The 18,084-nt window shown below is 70.0% G+C and carries 17 protein-coding genes; 6 read left to right on the forward strand and 11 right to left on the reverse strand.

The genetic code is table 11. The features are described from left to right. Positions 1 to 6: 6 nt before the first annotated feature. Positions 7 to 597: a hypothetical protein gene (locus NR798_RS18020; protein WP_375772713.1), complete on the reverse strand. Its 591-nt coding sequence runs from the start codon at positions 595 to 597 to the stop codon at positions 7 to 9. A 213-nt stretch (positions 598 to 810) separates the two neighbouring features. Between NR798_RS18020 and recJ the strand changes: the two genes are divergently transcribed. Then, entirely contained in the window at positions 811 to 2,526 is a 1,716-nt protein-coding gene (recJ, locus tag NR798_RS18025; protein WP_375772714.1) for a single-stranded-DNA-specific exonuclease RecJ, read from the forward strand. 4 nt (positions 2,527 to 2,530) lie between these two features. On the opposite strand, the gene NR798_RS18030 is transcribed toward recJ, so the two are convergent. Continuing rightward, a complete protein-coding gene (locus NR798_RS18030) occupies positions 2,531 to 2,752 on the reverse strand; it encodes a YHS domain-containing protein (RefSeq protein ID WP_375772715.1) in 222 nt (73 codons plus the stop codon). 276 nt (positions 2,753 to 3,028) lie between these two features. On the opposite strand from NR798_RS18030, the gene NR798_RS18035 reads away from it, so the two are divergent. Further along, positions 3,029 to 3,664 carry a tetratricopeptide repeat protein gene (locus tag NR798_RS18035; protein ID WP_375772716.1) on the forward strand — a complete coding sequence of 212 codons (636 nt, stop codon included), beginning with the start codon at positions 3,029 to 3,031 and terminating at the stop codon, positions 3,662 to 3,664. Between the two features lie 4 nt (positions 3,665 to 3,668). Here the strand turns inward: NR798_RS18035 and NR798_RS18040 are convergent, their stop codons facing one another. Genes NR798_RS18040 through NR798_RS18055 form a run of 4 tightly spaced genes read right to left on the reverse strand, consistent with a single transcriptional unit; the run spans position 3,669 to position 7,750 of the window. Next, entirely contained in the window at positions 3,669 to 4,460 is a 792-nt protein-coding gene (locus NR798_RS18040) for an SDR family oxidoreductase (RefSeq protein ID WP_375772717.1), read from the reverse strand. Between the two features lie 45 nt (positions 4,461 to 4,505). Next, entirely contained in the window at positions 4,506 to 5,351 is an 846-nt protein-coding gene (locus NR798_RS18045; protein WP_375772718.1) for a hypothetical protein, read from the reverse strand. Beyond that, positions 5,348 to 6,637 (reverse strand): hypothetical protein, encoded by a 1,290-nt coding sequence (locus NR798_RS18050; protein ID WP_375772719.1) that lies wholly within the window; start codon positions 6,635 to 6,637, stop codon positions 5,348 to 5,350. The genes NR798_RS18045 and NR798_RS18050 overlap by 4 nt, the downstream gene beginning before the upstream one ends. Positions 6,638 to 6,682: 45 nt before the next feature. After that, a complete protein-coding gene (locus NR798_RS18055) occupies positions 6,683 to 7,750 on the reverse strand; it encodes a hypothetical protein (protein WP_375772720.1) in 1,068 nt (355 codons plus the stop codon). 87 nt (positions 7,751 to 7,837) lie between these two features. On the opposite strand from NR798_RS18055, the gene aspS reads away from it, so the two are divergent. From aspS to NR798_RS18070, 3 genes are read left to right on the forward strand one after another with little or no spacing between them, the layout of a single operon-like run. Beyond that, positions 7,838 to 9,658, forward strand: coding sequence for an aspartate--tRNA ligase (aspS, locus tag NR798_RS18060; RefSeq protein ID WP_375772721.1), 1,821 nt, complete (start codon positions 7,838 to 7,840; stop codon positions 9,656 to 9,658). 15 nt (positions 9,659 to 9,673) lie between these two features. Then, on the forward strand, positions 9,674 to 10,591 hold the full coding sequence (locus tag NR798_RS18065) for a diacylglycerol/lipid kinase family protein (protein ID WP_375772722.1): 918 nt from the start codon (positions 9,674 to 9,676) through the stop codon (positions 10,589 to 10,591). A gap of 18 nt (positions 10,592 to 10,609) precedes the next feature. Continuing rightward, positions 10,610 to 11,275: an iron-containing redox enzyme family protein gene (locus tag NR798_RS18070; RefSeq protein ID WP_375772723.1), complete on the forward strand. Its 666-nt coding sequence runs from the start codon at positions 10,610 to 10,612 to the stop codon at positions 11,273 to 11,275. Between the two features lie 56 nt (positions 11,276 to 11,331). Here the strand turns inward: NR798_RS18070 and NR798_RS18075 are convergent, their stop codons facing one another. Together NR798_RS18075 and NR798_RS18080 are read right to left on the reverse strand one after the other, a co-directional pair. Beyond that, complete coding sequence (locus tag NR798_RS18075; RefSeq protein WP_375772724.1) at positions 11,332 to 12,591, reverse strand: serine hydrolase domain-containing protein; 1,260 nt, start codon at positions 12,589 to 12,591, stop codon at positions 11,332 to 11,334. Between the two features lie 100 nt (positions 12,592 to 12,691). Further along, entirely contained in the window at positions 12,692 to 13,996 is a 1,305-nt protein-coding gene (locus tag NR798_RS18080) for a threonine/serine exporter ThrE family protein (protein WP_375772725.1), read from the reverse strand. A 148-nt stretch (positions 13,997 to 14,144) separates the two neighbouring features. Between NR798_RS18080 and NR798_RS18085 the strand changes: the two genes are divergently transcribed. Next, positions 14,145 to 15,332: a saccharopine dehydrogenase family protein gene (locus NR798_RS18085; RefSeq protein ID WP_375772726.1), complete on the forward strand. Its 1,188-nt coding sequence runs from the start codon at positions 14,145 to 14,147 to the stop codon at positions 15,330 to 15,332. A 2-nt stretch (positions 15,333 to 15,334) separates the two neighbouring features. Here the strand turns inward: NR798_RS18085 and NR798_RS18090 are convergent, their stop codons facing one another. Genes NR798_RS18090 through NR798_RS18100 form a run of 3 tightly spaced genes read right to left on the reverse strand, consistent with a single transcriptional unit; the run spans position 15,335 to position 17,956 of the window. Next, positions 15,335 to 16,474, reverse strand: coding sequence for an acyl-CoA dehydrogenase family protein (locus NR798_RS18090; protein WP_375772727.1), 1,140 nt, complete (start codon positions 16,472 to 16,474; stop codon positions 15,335 to 15,337). Positions 16,475 to 16,501: 27 nt separating this feature from the next. After that, positions 16,502 to 17,698, reverse strand: a complete 1,197-nt coding sequence (locus NR798_RS18095; protein ID WP_375772728.1) for an acyl-CoA dehydrogenase family protein — start codon at positions 17,696 to 17,698, stop codon at positions 16,502 to 16,504. Between the two features lie 21 nt (positions 17,699 to 17,719). Beyond that, the gene (locus NR798_RS18100; protein ID WP_375772729.1) at positions 17,720 to 17,956 is read right to left on the reverse strand and encodes a hypothetical protein; all 237 of its coding nucleotides are present in this window, start codon (positions 17,954 to 17,956) and stop codon (positions 17,720 to 17,722) included. Between the last annotated feature and the right edge of the window lie 128 nt (positions 17,957 to 18,084).

Here is an 18,084-nt window from a genome sequence, read left to right on the forward strand (position 1 = left end):
AGCGGCTCAGAAGCGGCCACCCACCGTGAGGGTGCCGTCCACCAGCGCGCCGCTCGCATCCCCCGGCACCGCCGCGTCGGCGAAGTTGTCGTCCACCAGCACCCGCCACGTGCCGCGCAGGCCCGCCGTCAGGGCCCCGGAGTTGAACTCGAGCCCCGCCGCCAGCGGCACCTCCTCCATCAGGTCCGAGCCGTACGCGTCCGACGTGCCTCCGCCCCGCACGTACACGTAGGAGACGCCCAGCCCCGCGCCCACGAAGGGACGGATCTTCTCGAAGGGCGGCGACACCTTGATGAGGGTGCTCGCGCCATGGCGGATGAACGAGGGGGCCTCGGCGGCCCGGAAGCGATCGTCCGTCACGTCGTTCTTCGAGCCCGCGTACCCCACCTCGAAGCCCAGCATCTTGTAGGGCTGCAGGTTGAGCGTGGCGCCCCAGGTGGGCCCCGTCGCGGACAGCTCGCCCAGGTCGCCCGTGTACCCGCCGATGCCGCCTCCCACGAAGACGTTCACATCCCCTTGCTTGTCCTGCGCCATCGCGGTACCCGCCACCCCCACGCCCAGCGCCAGCACCGCCCACCGGATTCCCCTGCGTGTCATGCAGCCCTCCTTGTCCACTGTCGTGCAATCCAAGCTGCTCATGCCGCGCGACGTGTGCGCTGGGAGGGCATCCCAGGAGCGCTCGTCCGCTCGTCCGCTGTGTGGACGGAGGAACGAGAGGCAGGTCGGGTTTCCTCTGACAGACTTCCAAAGTAGACTGTGGGTGTTCTGGCCCGGAGCCCCTCGCGGGCCATCCGAGGAGGGTAGGCGAACGTGCGTTGGTTGATGCCGGAGGTGCCCCAGGAGCAGGCAGCAGCGCTGGCCGCTGAGCTCGGGTTGCATCCGCTCTCCGCGCGCGTGCTCGTGCACCGGGGCCTGCGCACCCCCGAGTCCGCCTCGGCCTTCCTGTCCGACAAGCTGGCTGATCTGCCCGACCCCTTCCGGATGAAGGGCATGGTCGCCGCCGTGGACCGGCTCTACCGCGCCCTCCGCGAGAAGGAGCACATCACCCTCTACGGCGACTACGACGTGGACGGCGTGTGCTCCACCTCGTTGATGGCCCTGTTCCTCCGGGAGCTGGGCGCGCGGCCGGCCACCTACATCCCCCACCGGATGGACGAGGGCTACGGCCTCAACCTCCAGGCGGTGGAGAAGATCGCCGCGGACGGCACCCGGGTGCTGGTGACGCTCGACTGCGGCATCACCTCCGTGGCGGAGATCTCCCGGGCGCGCGATCTGGGCCTGGACGTGGTGGTGGTGGATCACCACACGGTGCCGCCCACGCTGCCCCCAGCCGTGGCGGTGCTCAACCCGCACCAGCCCGGCTGCGAGTACCCCACCAAGCACCTGTGCGCCGCGGGCGTGGCCTTCAACCTCTGCATGGGCCTGCGCAAGAAGCTGCGCGAGGACGGCTGGTTCGCCACCCGCAAGGAGCCCAACCTCAAGGCGCTGATGGACCTGGTGGCCATGGCCACCGTGGCGGACGTGGTGCCGCTCACCGGCGCCAACCGCATCCTCGTCCACCACGGCCTCCAGGAGCTGTCGGCGGGCCGCCGCTACGGCGTGCGCGCCCTCAAGGAGGTCGCCGGCCTGGAGGCGGACAGCCCCATCACCGCCGGGCAGGTGGGCTTCCGCCTGGGGCCCCGCATCAACGCCGCCGGCCGGCTCCATGACGCCTCGCTGGGCCTGCAGTTGCTGTGCTCCGACACCCTCGAGGCGGCGCGCTCGCTGGCGCAGGTGCTGGACCGGGCCAACGCCGAGCGGCAGGGCATCGAGAGCAGCATCCTCACCGAGGCGCTCGCCCAGGCGCAGGAGCGGGCCGAGCACGCGCGCGGTTTCGTCCTCTACTCCGAGGGTTGGCACCCAGGCGTCATCGGCATCGTCGCCTCACGCGTGGTGGAGCGCTTCCACCGGCCCACGGTGATCGTGGGCGTGAAGGACGGGGTGGGGAAGGGCTCGGCGCGCAGCATCGAGGGCTTCCACCTCTATGACGCGCTCAGCGGCTGCTCGGATCTGCTCGCCCGCTTCGGTGGGCACAAGCACGCCGCCGGCCTCACCATCGACGCCAAGAACCTGCCCACGCTGCGCGAGTCCTTCGAGCGCATCGCGAAGCAGCGGCTGACGCCCGAGGACCTCATCCCCCGCTGCAAGGTGGACGCGGTGGTGGGCGTGAAGGAGCTGGACGAGCGCGCCGTGGAGGCGCTGCAGAAGCTGGGGCCCTTCGGCCAGGGCAACCCCGAGCCCGTGCTCGTGCTGCGCCACCAGGTGGCCCGGCCGCGCGTGCTGGCCTCCAAGTCCGGAGGCGGCGCGGGCCACCTCAAGCTGGCCCTGGTGGACGCGCCCTCCGTGGACGCCATCGGCTTCGGCATGGCGGACAGGCTGGCGCTCACCGAGGGCCCGGTGGACCTGGCCTTCCAGGCCAGCTTCGACACCTTCCGCGGTCAGCGCCGGCTGTCGCTCAAGCTCAAGGATCTGCGCATCGCCGCCTGACGGCTCAGGCGATGCCCCAGCGCACCCGGCCCGGCGTCAGCAACGCGCCGGCCCGCGCCAGGTCGTTCATCCGGAAGCGCTCCGCCTGCCGCTGGAACGCCGTGCGACAGCGCTCCGAGCAGAAGAAATACCGGCGCTTCTTGTACTCCGTGGACGGCCGGCCCTCGGGCGCCTCCAGGTGCTTGCCACAGACCGGGTCCAAGTGTCGCTTCGCCACGTCCTTCATTCCCCGCCTCCCCACCAGACTCACCATCCTGCTTCGGGCTCAAAGCAGCACCCATGCCAGCGCCGGGCCTCGTGGATTCGCGGGGTTGCGGGCCGGGGGCGCGGACGAGAGGAGGCGGGCTCACCCGCGAGGATGAAAACTTTTCCCAGATCGCGGGCGCGGATGGCACATGGCCGACAGGTTCCTGGTCCTCGGGGTCCGCCCTCGCATTGTGTGGAACCACACCCGGGGCGATAGTCCCCGCCTCGTCCCGCCTCCCGTTCCTCCGAGTCCGTCATGTCCGTTGAGCGCTTGCTGGTCCTGGCCTCTGTCCTCCTGCTCGCCGCGTGCGGTGCCTGCTCCGGCAAGGAGCCCAAGAGCCCGCTGAACGAGATCTCGGCGCTGTACACGAGCGGCGCGGTGGACGAGACGGTGACCCGCCTGCGCACGTACCTGCAGACCGCGCCTCGCGACGAGCTGGCCTGGACCATCCTCGGCCATGCCCTGCTGGACCAGAACAAGCTGGACGAGGCCGAGGCCGCCTACGCGAAGGCCCTGGAGATCAACCCCCAGCGCATCGAGGCCATCACCGGCCAGGGACGGCTCTTCCGCATGCGCCAGCAGTACACCCAGGCCATGGCCGCCTACGAGCGGGCGATCGCCATCGACGCCTCGTACGCCCAGGCCTACTCGAGCATGTCGGTGGTGGCGCTCAAGCAGGGCCATGTCGATCAGGCCGTCGCCCACGGCGAGAAGGCCTACGCGCTGGACAAGGCCAATCCCCTCATCGCCGCCAACCTCGCCATCGCCTACCACTACGCCGGAAATACCCAGAAGCGCGACGAGCTGACGCAGGCCGCGCAGAAGCTCGGGTACAAGGCCATGGACCGGCTGGAGAAGATCTTCTCCGGCGAGCTCGAAGTCCGCGACTGAGGCACTACCAGGGGATGGGCTTGCGGTTGCAGAAGCAGCCGCCCGTGGGCCCTCCGGGAGGCAGCGTGGCCGCCCAGACGAGGATGTCCGCGCCCCGCTCGACACTGCGCGCGGCGTGCTGCCCGCCCATCTGCGTGCGTACCCAGCCCGGACAGACGGCGTTGACGATCAGGTGGCGGGGCTTCAGCTCCTCGGCGAGCAGCCGCGTGAGCGCGTTGAGGCCCAGCTTGGAGACGCGGTAGGCCGAGCGCGGCCAGCCCTTGTCCTCGTACACCCCGGCGCGCACGTCCTCGACGAAGGCCCCCAGGAGCGCCCGCAGTTGCTCCTTGGGTGGGGGCGGATCGAAGCGCCGCTGGAACGAGGGGGGATAGTCCTTCAGCTCGGCCAGGTTGCTGCCCACCATGACGATGCGCCCATGCTCCTCCATGAGGGGCAGCAGGCGCTCGGTGACGCGCAGCGGCCCGAGGAAGTTCACGGCCACGGTGTGCTCGGCCACGTGGGCGTCGAAACCCTCCAGGGCGACGCCCGCGTTGTTGACGAGCGCCGAGAGCCGCACCCCCTGTTGCTCGAGACGCCCCGCGAGCGTGGAGAGGCTCTCCTGCGAGGCGACATCCAGGGGCTCGAAGTGGACGTCGAGCCCCTCGGAGCGGAGCACCTCGGAGGCCCGCTGGCCCTCGTCAGGGTCAGGGGCCGTCAACCACACCCGCCAGCCGAGCCGTCCGAGTTGCCGGCAGGTCTCCAGTCCCAGACCGCGACTGGCCCCCGTGACAAGCGCCGTTCCGGTTCCCTGCTTCATGTGCCCGTGCCTCGGCTGGGGTTGCCTCCGCTCGCGGGGGACGGGTCAGAACGCGGTGCCGAGGCTGCCGCCCACGAACGTGTCGTCCTGGTAGCCGCGCCGGAAGCGCATCAGCTCCACGCGCCACGCCAACCGCACGTTCGACTCCATCGACAGCTTCGTCCGGCCCCGCAGGCCCAGGCCGTACTGGATGAGCAGCTTGGTGCCGTCCAGCACCGTCTGCTTGCCGCCCACCTCCACCGTGGTGTGCTCGTACGCGAAGCCTCCGCCCACCTGCGCGTAGGCGCCGTAGTCCGAGGACTCGCCGAACGTCAACTCGTACGCCGGGGCGATCGTCGCGTAGTGCAGCTGCGTGTCTCCGACGATCAGCGCCGTGCCCTCGCGCACCCCGGCATAGGTGTAGCGCACGTCGAACCAGAGCGCCTCGCGCAGTGCCTCCGAGCCCAACAGCCGCCCGTACTCCCACGTGAAGCGCCCGCCCACCGCCGGCAGCGGGTCACCCAGCAACTGCCCGCGCGGACTGCTCAGCAGCATCGCGCCGCCGAGCACCTCGAAGGCGACGCCCGTGTTCGGATCGTCCAGGCGCGCCATTCCCTCGAAGCCCCGCTCCTCCTCGTCCCCCTCGGCGGCTCGGCGGAACTCCTCGGCCGTGTCCTTCTCGTGCCGGCGCCGGCGCTCCTGCGTCCGCTCCGGCTTGTCCTCCTCCGGGTAGGCGTAGGGCGTGTCCTCGTCCTTCAGGCGCTGCCGGCGCGCGCTGTTCTTCGGCTCGGACTCTTCCTCGTCCGGGTAGGTGTAGGGCGTGTCCTCGTCCTGGGCCAACGCGGGCGTGGCGAGCGTCAGTCCCCCCAGGAGACAGGGCAGGAGCCAGGAGTGCTTGATGGCGGTCTTCATGGGGCGATGGTGTAGATGGAGGGGCAGGCGGAGGTGGTGGTGGTGCTTTCCGGGCAGGAGTCCTCGTCCGTGCCGGTCATCTCGGAGACGGGGATCTGCAGGTGGGTGGCGAAGTTGGTGCACACCGCCTGCTTCAGGGTGACGTTGCCGCGAGGAATGTGCCGGACGATGGCGCGGGCGGCGGCGCCCAGCTTGAAGTACTCCTGGTTGTCCAGGGTCGCACGCGCCAGCTGCGCCAGGCCCGGCTTGAGTGGATCCGTGTCCGAGTAGGCCGCCACCACCGCGCGCGCCAGCACCTGCCGGTCCGCCGCCGACGTCGAGGCCTTGTAGAGCGCGCTCGCGAGCAGGGTGCCCACCTGGTACTCGAGGCCGGAGAACGTGGTGTTGAAGTTGCCGCCGTACAGTTGGGTGTACAGCTCCCTGCTCATGCACCAGTTCTTCGACAGGTCCCGGTTCTCCATCAGGGTGCCCTCGTAGGAGGTGGCCAGCACGCGCGGGTTGCAGCCGTAGCTCGTCTGGCACGAGGCCACGTAGGCGTGGAAGTCCGCCAGGCCCTCGTCCAGGGACTTGAGGATGTTGAGGCCCGGCGTGCTGCCTCCCACTGCCCCCCAGTACCGGATGGGATCCGGCACGCCGCGGCCCTCGTACACCCGGCGGTTGAAGACCAGGTGCGCGTACTCATGGGTGAGGATGGACGCGTTGAGGGCCAGCGGTGCCTTCTGCAGCTCCTTGAAGGGCAGCACCAGGAAGGCCTTCACCGGCGACAAGAAGATGGCGTTGTCCACCACCGGGTCGTCGCTCCTGTCGGCGAGGACGAACTCGGGGAAGTAGTAGGCCGTCGTCTGCGGCAGGTCCGCCTGCTTCACCTCGGCGATGGTGGTGAAGTAGTCCCAGGCGCGCTCGAGGTTGTAGTACGTGGTGACGAGGTTCCACGTGTGGAAGTCCGCCGGCCACAGCACGCCCGACGTGTCGGTGTTGTAGCTGGCGGTGACGGGACGGCCCTCGTCCTTGAGCACCGCGCGCAGGTACGCCTCGTCCGTCTGGGCCGCGTTGGCCTCGGGATCCTGTGAGTCCAGCCGGATGAAGGCGCCTCCCTGGAGCTTCGCCACCGTGCCTTGCATGGACACGATGTCGGTGATCGTCTTGAGCTCCACTTCCGTCGGCGCGTACTCGCCATTGCTGGAGAGCACGAGTGCGCGCACCTTCATGGGCGTCTGGGTTGGGGGCGCGCACGACACGGTCAGCGTCGCGAGCGCGGCGGCGGCGGCTGTCAGCTTTCGGACCATGTTGGCCTTCTTACTACGGGTCCGGTGGCCACCTGAAGCCGGGGGTCAGAAGGTCAGCTCGGAGCCCAGGGTCGCCAGCCCCGAGCGCAGCGGCTCCTCCCCCTCGGGGTGGTCCGACTGGAGCGCCAGCGAGGCCCAGAGCCGGAAGGACTCGGCCAGCCGCACCGTCCAGCGGGTGCCCACCACGTGGGCGTACCCCTCGCCCGGCACGTAGCGGGTGAAGGCGTAGGAGAGCTGTCCGCGCACCGCCGTGCCGAGGCGCCAGGTCACCGAGGGTTTGACGTCGAAGCGCGCCGGGGCGCTGGGAAAGCCGCTGAGGGCATTCACTCCCAGCATGCGTCCGCTCAGGTCCAGCGCCAGCTCGCCCAGGCGGCGGCGGGCGAAGTTCCTCAGCAGCACGCCTCCCTCGGCGGCGCTGGCGTAGCGGCGCAGCACCTGCTCCAGCTCCGCCTCGGTGAACTGGCCGGCGCTCAGCGGATCTCCGCTGTAGAGGTACAGGCCGCCGCGCAGGCCCAGCTCCCACTTGTCGAACAGGAGCAGCCGGGCGCCCAGCGAGGGGCGGGCGAGGAAGAGCGGCTCGTTCTGACGGAAGAGGGTCTCCTCGCGCCCGTCCTCGCGGGTGGAGATCTGCCGCCGCAGCCCGTAGCGGGTGAGCCCCAGGCCCAGGTCCAACCCGTACTCCCGGTCCGAGAAGCCGGCCGAGTCGTAGGCCGCCGCGAGCTGCACGCCGAGGCTGGAGTAGCCGGTGCGCGCCGTCAGTGCTGGCAGGCCGAGCAGGGGCCGGGCAGGCGCCAGCGCGGTGGTGGTTGTCTTGGGCAGGCCCACGTTGACGAGGCCGGAGACGAGCCAATGCCCGGAGAGGGCGTGGTCCACGCCGGAGGAGAGCTGGTGGGACAGGGCGGTGTCCGACTCGGTGCGCGCGCCGGTGTAGCCCAGGGTGAGGAAGGTCTCGTCCTTGCGCAGCTCCACGTCGCCCAGCAGCGCCCAGGTGCGCTGGGAGCCGCCCGCGCTCACCTCGGCCATCACCGAGCCCGCCGCACGGGCTCGCGGAGCGGTCAGCAACAGCGCCCCCGCGCATGCCGCGGCCAGTGCCTTGCGCTTCACGTACGGCACCGGGGTTCCTTCTCGGATTCCTTGACGCACCGTTTCCACGCTCTCTATGGTGCCGCCCTTCCAACCCCCCTCCGTGCAGGCGGTGTCATGGCGGTCCCGTTCATTACCGAGGTCAAGCGTACTCATACCTGCGGCCAGCTCACCAAGGCCAACATCGGTGAGGAGGTCGTCCTCTTCGGCTGGGTTCAGAACAGGCGAGACCACGGTGGCGCTGTCTTCATCGACCTGCGTGATCGGGAGGGCCTCACCCAGGTGGTTTTCGAGCCGGACATCGCCAAGGAGGCCCACGAGCTGGCCGGGCAGCTGCGGCTCGAGTACTGCATCGGCATCAAGGGCAAGGTCGCCTCGCGCGGCACCCAGGTCAATCCCAAGCTCAAGACGGGTGAGATCGAGATCAAGGCCACGGACCTGACCATCTTCAACCGCTCCGAGCCCACGCCCTTCCTCGTCGAGGACAACATCGACACGGCCGAGGACAAGCGCCTGGCCTACCGCTTCCTGGATCTGCGCCGCCGGCCGCTGCAGCAGTCGCTGATGACGCGTTCCAAGATGAACGCCATCACCCGCTCGTACATGGTGGGCAACGGCTTCCTGGAGTTGGAGACGCCCTTCATGGGCAAGTACACCCCGGGCGGCGCGCGCAACTTCCTGGTGCCCAGCCGGCTCAACCCGGGCAAGTTCTACGCCCTGGCCGAGAGCCCCCAGCTCTACAAGCAGCTCTTCATGGTGGCGGGCTTCGACCGCTACTTCCAGATCGTCAAGTGCTTCCGCGACGAGGACCTGCGCCTGGACCGGCAGCCCGAGTTCACGCAGATCGACGTGGAGATGAGCTTCGTCACCCAGGACGACATCTTCACCATCATCGAGGGGCTCATCAAACGGCTGTGGGGCGAGGTGCTCGGCATCGACATTCCCACGCCGTTCATGCGGATGGACTTCTACGAGTCCATGGCGAAGTACGGCAATGACAAGCCGGACCTGCGCTTCGGGCTGGAGCACATCGTGCTCACGGACCTCATCAAGCAGCACGGCGCCGCGGGCGGCGTGCCGATGATGTTCGAGGCGGTGGAGCAGGGCGGCATCGTCAAGGCCATGGTCGTCCCCGCGGAGAAGCCGATGAGCCGCGCGGAGAGCGACAAGCTGGAGGAGTTCGCCAAGCAGAACGGCGCCAAGGGATTGGCCCGCGCCAAGGTGGGCGAGGGCGGTGAGTGGACGCAGTCCCCGCTGTCCAAGACGATCACCCCGGCGCTGCGCCAGGCCATCAACCAGGCGTGCAACGCGAAGACGGGCGATCTGCTCCTGTTCCAGTTCGGCCGCGAGTCGCTGGTGCACACGGTGATGGCCAACCTGCGCGTGCACGTGGCCAAGAAGCTGGGCCTCATCCCCGAGTACGGCAGCGGCGGCGTGTGGAAGTTCCTCTGGGTGGTGAACCCGCCCCTCTTCGAGTACGACGAGGAGACCAAGACGTGGGCCGCCGCGCACCACGCCTTCACCCGGCCGCACGACGAGGACGTGGCGTACCTGCTGACGGATCCGGGCCGCGTGAAGTGCCACCGCTACGACGTGGTGCTCAATGGCTTCGAGATCGGCGGCGGCTCCATCCGTCTGCATGACCCGAAGGTGCAGGCCGAGGTCTTCAAGGCGCTGGGCATCTCGGACGAGGACGCGCGGGCGAAGTTCGGCTTCCTGCTGGACGCGCTGAAGTTCGGCGCGCCGCCGCACGGTGGCATCGCGCTGGGCATGGACCGGCTGGCGTTCCTGCTGACCGGGGCCGAGTCGCTGCGTGACGTCATCCCGTTCCCCAAGACGAAGATGGGCACGGACCTGATGACGGGCGCTCCGGGCGACGTGGACGACAAGCAGCTGCGCGACGTGCACGTGCGCCCCGTGCCGCCTCCGCAAAAGTAGGATGGGAACCCCCCGATGAAGACGTTCCTCGTGGTGAATCCGCGCAGTGCTGGAGGCCAGACCGGCAAGCGCTGGGCGGAGATCTCGGGCCAGGTGACCCGGGCGATCGGCGACTTCGGCTTCGGGTTCACCGAGCGCGCCATGGACGCGGTGCGCCTGACGCGCGATGCGCTCGCGGACGGTTACGAGTGCATCGCCGCCGTGGGCGGTGACGGCACCGTCAACGAGGTGGTCAATGGCTTCTTCGCCGACGGCAAGGCCATCAACCCCAACGCCGCCCTGGGGCTCATCCCCCGGGGCACCGGCGGTGACTTCCGGCGCGCCTTCGGCTGGGAGCTGGATCTCGAGTCCGCCCTGGAGCGGCTGCGCACCGACAAGACCGAGCCCTTCGACGTGGGGTTCGTCGAGTACGTCAACCACCAGGGCCAGAAGGAGTCGCGCTACTTCGCCAACATCGCCTCCTTCGGCGTGAGCGCGGCGGTGGCCCACGAGGTCAACATCGGCAGCAAGGCGCTCGGCGGCAACCTGAGCTTCCTGTGGGGCACGGTGAAGACCATGGCCCGGTACAAGGACCGCCGGGTGCGTCTGCGCGTGGACGGAGGTGAGCCCGAGGAGCTGGGCATCACGGTCGTCGCCGCGTCCAACGGCCGCTACTTCGGCAGCGGCATGTGCGTGGCCCCCAAGGCCGTCACCCATGATGGCGTGTTCGACCTGACCATCTGGCACGACTACGGCCTGTCCGACTTCATCATCAAGTCCAAGGGCGTCTACAACGGTGATCACATCACCTGGAACAAGACGCGCTACCTCCAGTGCCGCACCCTGGAGGCCGACAGTGACGAGGAAGTGTTCCTGGAGATGGATGGCGAGGTGCCCGGCAAGCTGCCGTGCCGCGTCTCCATCCTGCCCGGTGCCATCCGGCTCAAGGTCTGATTGGCTCCAGGGCTCTCCATGATGCTGCCCGCCGAGAACCTCTCCATCGAGAACATCGAAGACGCCCTGCGGTTGGAGTTCCGCACGCAGGTCGTCGAGCCTGGAATCAAGAGCCCCGCGAAGTTCCTGCAGCGGTGGTCGTACTTGTCCAGCCAGGTTCCCCGGCTGCACGGCGCCGCCCTGGCGCGCATCAAGATTCCCGACATCCAGCTCCTGCTGGCCGAGATCGCCTATGGCGAGTGCGGCTCGGGAAACCGGGACAAGATTCACAGCAAGCTGCTCAACGAGCTGATCCGCCAGTCCCCCCAGGCCGACGTCATGGGCGGGAGCGTGGACCCGGAGCTGGCCCGGTTGTTCGAGGAGGCCGTGACCGCGCTCTGCCAGATGAACCAGGACGAGGCCATTGGCTTCATCGTGGGGCTCGAGGCGCCGGCCTATGACATCCTGGGCCTGCTGAAGCGCTCGCTCATCGGCGTGGACATCCCCGCGGACACCGTCCTGCGGTCCGAATACATCGTCATCCACGAGGAAGTGGAGAAGATGCACCAGGAGTCCGGGCACGCGGCGATGGGCATCATCCTGGATGCCGGGTGTGACCTCCGGAAGATCTACGAGGGTGGGGATTACGCCATCCAGTTCCTGATCGACATGGTGGGCGAGCGGCGGTTCCTCGGGGCCGCGTAGGGCCAACCCAGGCCGCGCGCGAGATGCCAGGAGGCGCCGGCGTGGCCGGAGAGGGCTCAGGCCGCGCGCGAGGTGGAGCCGGGCAGACGCGCGAGGCAGCGGTAGACGGCGTCGCGCAGGGCGCGGGCGCGCGGGTCGCTCATGAGGTGGAGGCCGGCGCGGTTCATCACGTAGCCGAAGCCCAGCTGGGCGTCCGGATCGGCGAAGCCCAGCGAGCCCCCCGCGCCCGAGGCCCCGAAGGCGCGCGGGTTGGGGCCGAAGTCGATCGTGGGGCAGCGCCGCGTATAGCCGAGCGAGAAGGCCGTGTGCGCCTTGAGCACCTGGTCGAAGGTGCCCTGGGTGGGGAGCACGGGCGGGGCGGTGAGGGCCGCGAGCGTGGCGGGAGTGAGGCCCAGCTCGTGGCCGCCGGTGGCCAGCGAGCCGTAGGCCCGGGCGACGGCTCGCGCCTGGCCGATGCCGCCCGCGGCGGGCAGCTCGAGCGGGCGGTACTCGGGCGTGTCGAAGTCGGAGAGCTTGCGCGAGCGGGGGTTGCCGAGCGCCCGCGCGGTGAGCGAGCGCGGCCACAAGAAGGCCAACAGCATGCTCGCGGGCAGCGAGTGCTCGTGGAAGAGCACCTGGAGGCTGGGGATGGCCTGGAGGCGGGCCACGCGCGAGGCGGGCACGTCCGGGGGCAGGCCGATGTGGAAGTGGATGCCGAGCGGAGCGGCGACCTCCTCCTGGAAGAACCGGCCGAGGCTGCGGTGCCGGGGATCGACGCGGCGGATGAGCTCGCCCAGGTACCAGCCGATGGTGAAGCTGTGGTAGCCGTGGCGCGTGCCGGGCTCCCACGCGGGGGCCTGCCGGGCGAGCACCCGGGCCAGGTAGTCGAGATCGGCGAGCTTCACCGGGTCCATCGCCTCATCCAGCGCGGGCAGGCCGGCCTGATGCGCGAGGAGCTGGCGCACGGTGATGCGGGACTTGCCGGCCTGGGCGAACTCGGGCCAGTACGCGGCGACGGGCGCGTCGTAGTCGAGCCAGCCTCGCGAGTGGGCCACGGCGGCGGTGATCGCGGCCATGCCCTTGGTGGTGGAGAAAACGAGGGCGCAGGTGTCCTCCTGCCAGGGCTCGCGGGTGCTCGCGTCCTTCCAGCCGCCCCAGAGGTCCACCACCTTCTGGCCGCGGAGGTAGACGGCACAGGAGGCGCCCAGCTCGTGGCGCTCGGTGAAGTTGCGGCGGAGTTCCTCGCGGACCTCCTCGAAGCCGGGGGCGACGGTGCCGTGGAGGACGACGTCCGCGCCGGGACCTTCGGCGGAGGCGGACTTGCGCGGGGAGCTCATGCGGGGGACCTCGGGGCGATGACCGGCTCCGCGCAGGAGTAGGCGGCGGGTGGGGGAACGTCAAGCTCCCGGGGCCGAGCCCCACCAGTGCGGTCTCCCCCTACCGGGCGAAGGGCCACCACTGGCGCCGGGTGAGCGCCTGGGCGGTGCCGAGCCCGGCCGCGAGCGCCGCCAGTCTCAGTGTGACCTGCACCAGGTTGCTGGTACCGGCGGTGTAGTCCTGCTCGGCGAACCCCAACACGGCGCGGAAGGCCAGCACCCCGGGGACGAGCGGGATGAAGCCGGGGATGGTGAAGGTGCCGGTGGGCATGCGCGTGAGGTGCGCGAGGACTCCGGACACGAGGGCGATGCCGAACCCGGCGAAGAGCATGGCGGCCTCGTGCGGCACGTGGGGGAAGAGCAGCAGCAGGCCGTTGCGCAGGGCGAGGCCCACCGCCCCGGTGAGCGCACCTCCCCAGAGCGCGTTGCGGGGGACGTCGAAGAGCACGGCGAAGCCGAGGGCGGCGGCGGACGCCAGCAGCGTGGCGGCCCAGAGCGGGGGCGGCGTCCGGGTGGTGAGCACCAGGTGGGGGGCGGAGAGGAGCAGCACCACGAAGAGGCCACCCGCGATGGTGCCGATGATGAGCACGGCGGAGGTGGACCGGACGATGCCGGAGAGGATGTTCCCGCGGAACAGATCGACGATGGAGCTGACCATCAGCACGCCGGGGACCAGGAGCAGCACCGAGGCGGCCATGGCGAGCCCCGGCGCGGACACACCGAGCAGGCGTGAGCCCACCAGGGCCAGGGTGGAGGCCAGCACGGACACCAGGAAGGTCATCGCCAGCCGGCCGAAGTGCAGGCGGACCAGCACTCCGCGCAACGCCTGGCCCAGGCCGGCGGCGGCTCCCGCCACCAGGACCTCGAGGGCATTGCCTCCGAAGAGGAACGCGAAGGCCGCGCAGGCGGCGCCCACCGAGAAAATGGTGATGAGCTGCCCGTAGAGCCGGGGCTGGCTGGCGATGCGCTCCAGCTCCGTCCGGAGCTGCTCCCGGGACAGCGCCCCGTCATTGGCGCGCTCCGCGAGCTCGAGGATGGCGGCCACGCGGTTGAGGTCGATGCCGGTCTTCTCCACGCGCACGACGCGGGTGCGGTGCTGCTCGTGGGCGATGGCGGAGACGACGATGCCACTCGGGGTGACGAATACGTCCATCCGCTCGGCGCCCAGCGCGTTGCCGAAGCGGATGATGGCCTCCTCCACCCGGGCGGCGTTGGCACCGCTCTCCACCATGACCTGCCCGGCCCGGAGCGCGACCCCGAGCACCTCACCGAGCCCCTGACTGTCGAGGGGTGGTGGCTCCGTCCGGGGCACTGCCTCCTGGGCCGCCGGGCAGGGAGGCTCCGTGTCCTGGCCGCGAGGTCGCATCGCACTTCCAACGCTGCTGTGGCGCGCCGGGTCTGGCAACTGGCACCGGGAAGCCAGCCCTTCCATCGCATGCCCGTCCCGTGCCCCCCCCATTGCCAGACACCCGCGGGCTCCCCAGCAGTAGGGAGTACGAGGCGGGGAGACCCTCATGAAGACAGACACCCTTCTCATTCTCGGGGGCTATGGCAACACGGGCCGGCTCATCGCGCGGCTGCTGCTCCAAGAGACGGATTGCCACGTGGTGCTCGCCGGCCGCGATCTGGCCAGGGCCGAGGCCATGGCCCGGACGCTTGCCTCCGAGCAGGGGGGCGAGCGCGTCTCCGCCGTGAGGGCCGATGCGGCGGATCCCTCCAGCCTGCGCCGCGCCCTGGAGGGCTGCCGTCTGGTCATCGTGGCCTCCAGCACCTCGGCGTACGCCGGGCAGGTGGCCCGGGCCGCGCTCGACACGGGGACGGACTACCTGGACCTGCAGTTCTCGTGGACCAAGTTCGGTGCCTTGCGCCCCCTGGAGGAGGAGATCCGCGGCGCGGGCCGCTGCTTCATTACCGATGGCGGCTTTCATCCCGGCCTGCCCGCCGTGCTCGTGCGCTACGCCGGCTCGCGCTTCGACCACCTCACGCGGGCGGAGGTGGGCAGCGTCATCCGGATCGACTGGGCCCGGCTGGACATCGGCGCGGCCACCGCCGAGGAGTTCGTGCGGGAGCTCGCGGATTACCAGGTGCTGGAGTTCCAGAAGGGGGCCTGGCGGCCGGCGCCTTGGAAGGCCATGTGGATGCCGCGCACCATGGACTTCGGCCCGGTGTTCGGCCGCCAGTACTGCGTGCCCATGTTCCTGGAGGAGATGCGCTCGCTGCCCGAGCTGTACCCGGGCCTGTGGCGGGTCGGTTTCTACGTGGGCGGCTTCAACTGGTTCGTGGACTGGCTGGTCTCTCCGCTGGCGTGGCTGGCGATGCGCGTGTGGCCGCGGCGTGCGCTCCGTCCCATGGCCAGGCTGATGCATTGGGGGCTGCGCCGCTTCTCCAGGCCCCCTTACGGCACGCTGCTCAAGCTGGAGGCGGACGGTCTCGTGCGGGGCACGGCGCGGCACCTCGAGCTCACGCTCTCCCATGCCGATGGGTACGCCTTCACGGCCATTCCCGTGGTGGCGTGCCTGCTGCAATACCTGGACGGCACCGCCCGCCGGCCGGGGCTCTGGCTGCAGGCGCACGTGGCCGAGCCGGAGCGGATGCTCCGTGACATGGAGCGGATGGGGGTGGCCCTCACGCTGACGGAGCCGCTGCCCGGCCGCGAGAGGGCCCCCGAGGACCACTGGGGGCAGACGCCCGCGCACTCCTGAAGCTACGCCGCGTCCAGGGTGGCGAAGCGGCTCAGGTGGAAGTCGGCATCACCGAAGGTGCGGTCGATGGCGGTCAGCCGTTTGAAGTAGTGGCCGGCGCTGTACTCCATGGTGGTGCCGATGCCGCCGTGCAGTTGGATGGCCCATTGGCCGACGAAGCGGCCGGAGCGGCCAATCTGGACCTTGGCGGCCGAGATCGCCTTGGTGCGTGCCGGGGCGTCGGGGCTGTCCGCCCGATCGGCGGCGAGGATCGCCATGGACCGGGCCTGCTCCTGGGCGATGTACATGTCCACCATGTGGTGCTGCAGCACCTGGAAGCTGCCGATGGGCACGCCGAACTGGGTGCGCGTCTTCAGGTAGTCGAGCGTCACCTCGTTGAGCGCCTGCATGTTGCCCACCGCCTCCGAGCACAGGGCGGCGATGCCGCGATCGAGCGCCTGCTGGATGAACGGAAACGCGCCGCCCTCCGGGCCCAGCAGGGCCGAGCGCGGTACCCGCACGCCCGCGAGCGTGACCTCGGCGGCGCGGGTGCCATCCACCGTGGAGTAGCCGCGGATCTTCAGGCCCGGCGCGCCCCGCTCGACGAGGAACAGCGACAACCCGTCCCGGCTGTCCGGCTTGCCCGCCGTGCGCGCCGAGACGATCAGGACGTCGGCGCAGTCGCCCCCGAGCACGACCGCCTTGGCGCCGTCGAGCGTGTAGCCGTCGGCGCCACCCGTGGCCGTGGCCGTGACGTGGGTGAGGGAATAGCGCGACCTGGGCTCACCGTGGGCGAAGGCCAGGAACAGCCGGCCCTCGGCCAGGCGGGGCAACAGCTCGGACTTCTGCGCCTCGCTGCCGGCCGCGCGCAGCAGGCCCGCGCCCAGGACGACCGTGGGAATGAAGGGCTCCACCACCATGCCGCGGCCGAACGCCTCCAGCACGATGGCCAGATCCTGGAAGCTCCCGCCAATGCCGCCGAGCTCCTCGGGCAGCTCCACTCCCAGCAGGCCCAGCTCGGCGAAGGTGGCCCACATCTCCCGGGAGAAGCCGTCCGCCGAGGCCAATATCTTCGCCCGCGCCTCGAAACCGTAGCGTTCGCGGATGAGCCGGGCGGCGGTGTCGCGCAGCATCTGCTGCGTGTCGCTCAGACTGAAGTCCATGAGGAATGTCTCTCCTTGCGCGTGGGCTCAGAGCCCGAGCACGGCCTTGGCCAGGATGTTGCGCTGGATCTCGTTGGAACCGCCGTAGATGGTCACCTTGCGGTAGTTGAAGTAGTCGGGCCCCAGCGGGGCGGCGTACTCCGGGCCGATCGGCTCGCCATGCCAGCCGGGCTCGCGGGCCTCGGGGTTGTACGGCAGCGCGTAGGGGCCCACCGCTTCCATCATCAGCTCGGTCAGCGTCTGCTGGATCTCCGAGCCCTTGATCTTCAGCATGTTGGCCTCGGCGCCCGGCGCCTGGCCCGCGCGCTCGGCGGCGATCATCCGCAGGTTGGTCAGCTCCAGCGCCATCAGCTCGATCTCCACCGCGGCGATCTTCTCGCGGAAGCCCGGCGTCTGGATGAGGGGCACGCCGTCCGCCGTCTCCTCGGTGGCGATCCGCTTGAGCCGGGTCAGCTCCGACTTGGAGCGGCCGATCCGCGCGATGTTGGTGCGCTCATGGCTCAGCAGGAACTTGGCGTAGCTCCAGCCCATGCCCGGCGCGCCGACGAGGTTCTCCTTGGGCACGCGCACGTTGTCGAAGAAGACCTCGTTGACCTCGTGCTCTCCATCCACGGTGATGATGGGCCGCAGGGTGATGCCCGGCGTGCTCATGTCCGCCAGCAGCATGGAGATGCCCTGCTGCTTCTTGGCCGCCGGATCCGTGCGCGCCAGCAGGAAGATCATGTTCGCGTGCTGGCCCAGGGTGGTCCACGTCTTCTGCCCGTTGAGGACCCACTCGCCGCCGTCCAGCTCCGCCTTCATCCGCAGCGACGCCAGGTCCGAGCCCGAACCCGGCTCGGAGAAGCCCTGGCACCACCAGTCGTCCTGCCGCAGGATGCGGGGCAGGTAGTAGTCCTTCTGCGCCTGGCTGCCGAAGGCCATCAGCACGGGGCCGATCATGCTCAGGCCGAAGGGCAGGGCCGGCGGGGCTCCCTCCTCGGACAGCACCTCGTCGAAGAGGTGCTGCTGCACGGAGTTCCAACCGGGTCCGCCATACTCCTTCGGCCAGCGGGGCCCGCCCCAGCCGCGCGCGTGGAGCCGGCGCTGCCACTCCACCTGCTCCTCCTTGCCGAGGCGCTTGTGGTGCAGGACGCGCTCGCGCGTCTCGGGCGGGAGGTGGGCTCGCACCCACTGCCGCACCTCGTCGGCGAAGGCGAGCTCTTCGGGGGTGTAGTTCAGGTCCATGGTGCTCTCCTGGTGGTGCTCTCAGACGGCCTGCGCGAAGCCCTTGCCCTCGGCGACCAACCGCTCCAGCAGCGGAGAGGGCGTCCACCAGCGGGCCACGGCTCCGGCCTTGAGCTCGACCTTGATGGCGGTGTCCGCCTCCGCCTGCTTCAGCCCGTCGAGCAGCGCCACCCGCACGGCCTGGCTGATGGCATTCACCGGCGGGTTGTCGATCCAGATGATGCCGACGTCACCCCGTGCTTCGAAGCGTCCTGACATGCACCCCTCTCCCTTCGCCGCCCCTTCTTAGTAGAGCTTCCCAGCCGGGGTGGGGGTGTTTCGCCCGGCCGGTCAGCCGGGCGACCTTTGCGGCGCCGGAGCTCCATTGGCAGCTTTCCCTTACGGCA

The sequence above is a fragment of the Archangium gephyra genome (assembly GCF_042230915.1).
In the GTDB taxonomy this organism is placed as follows: domain Bacteria; phylum Myxococcota; class Myxococcia; order Myxococcales; family Myxococcaceae; genus Archangium; species Archangium gephyra_B.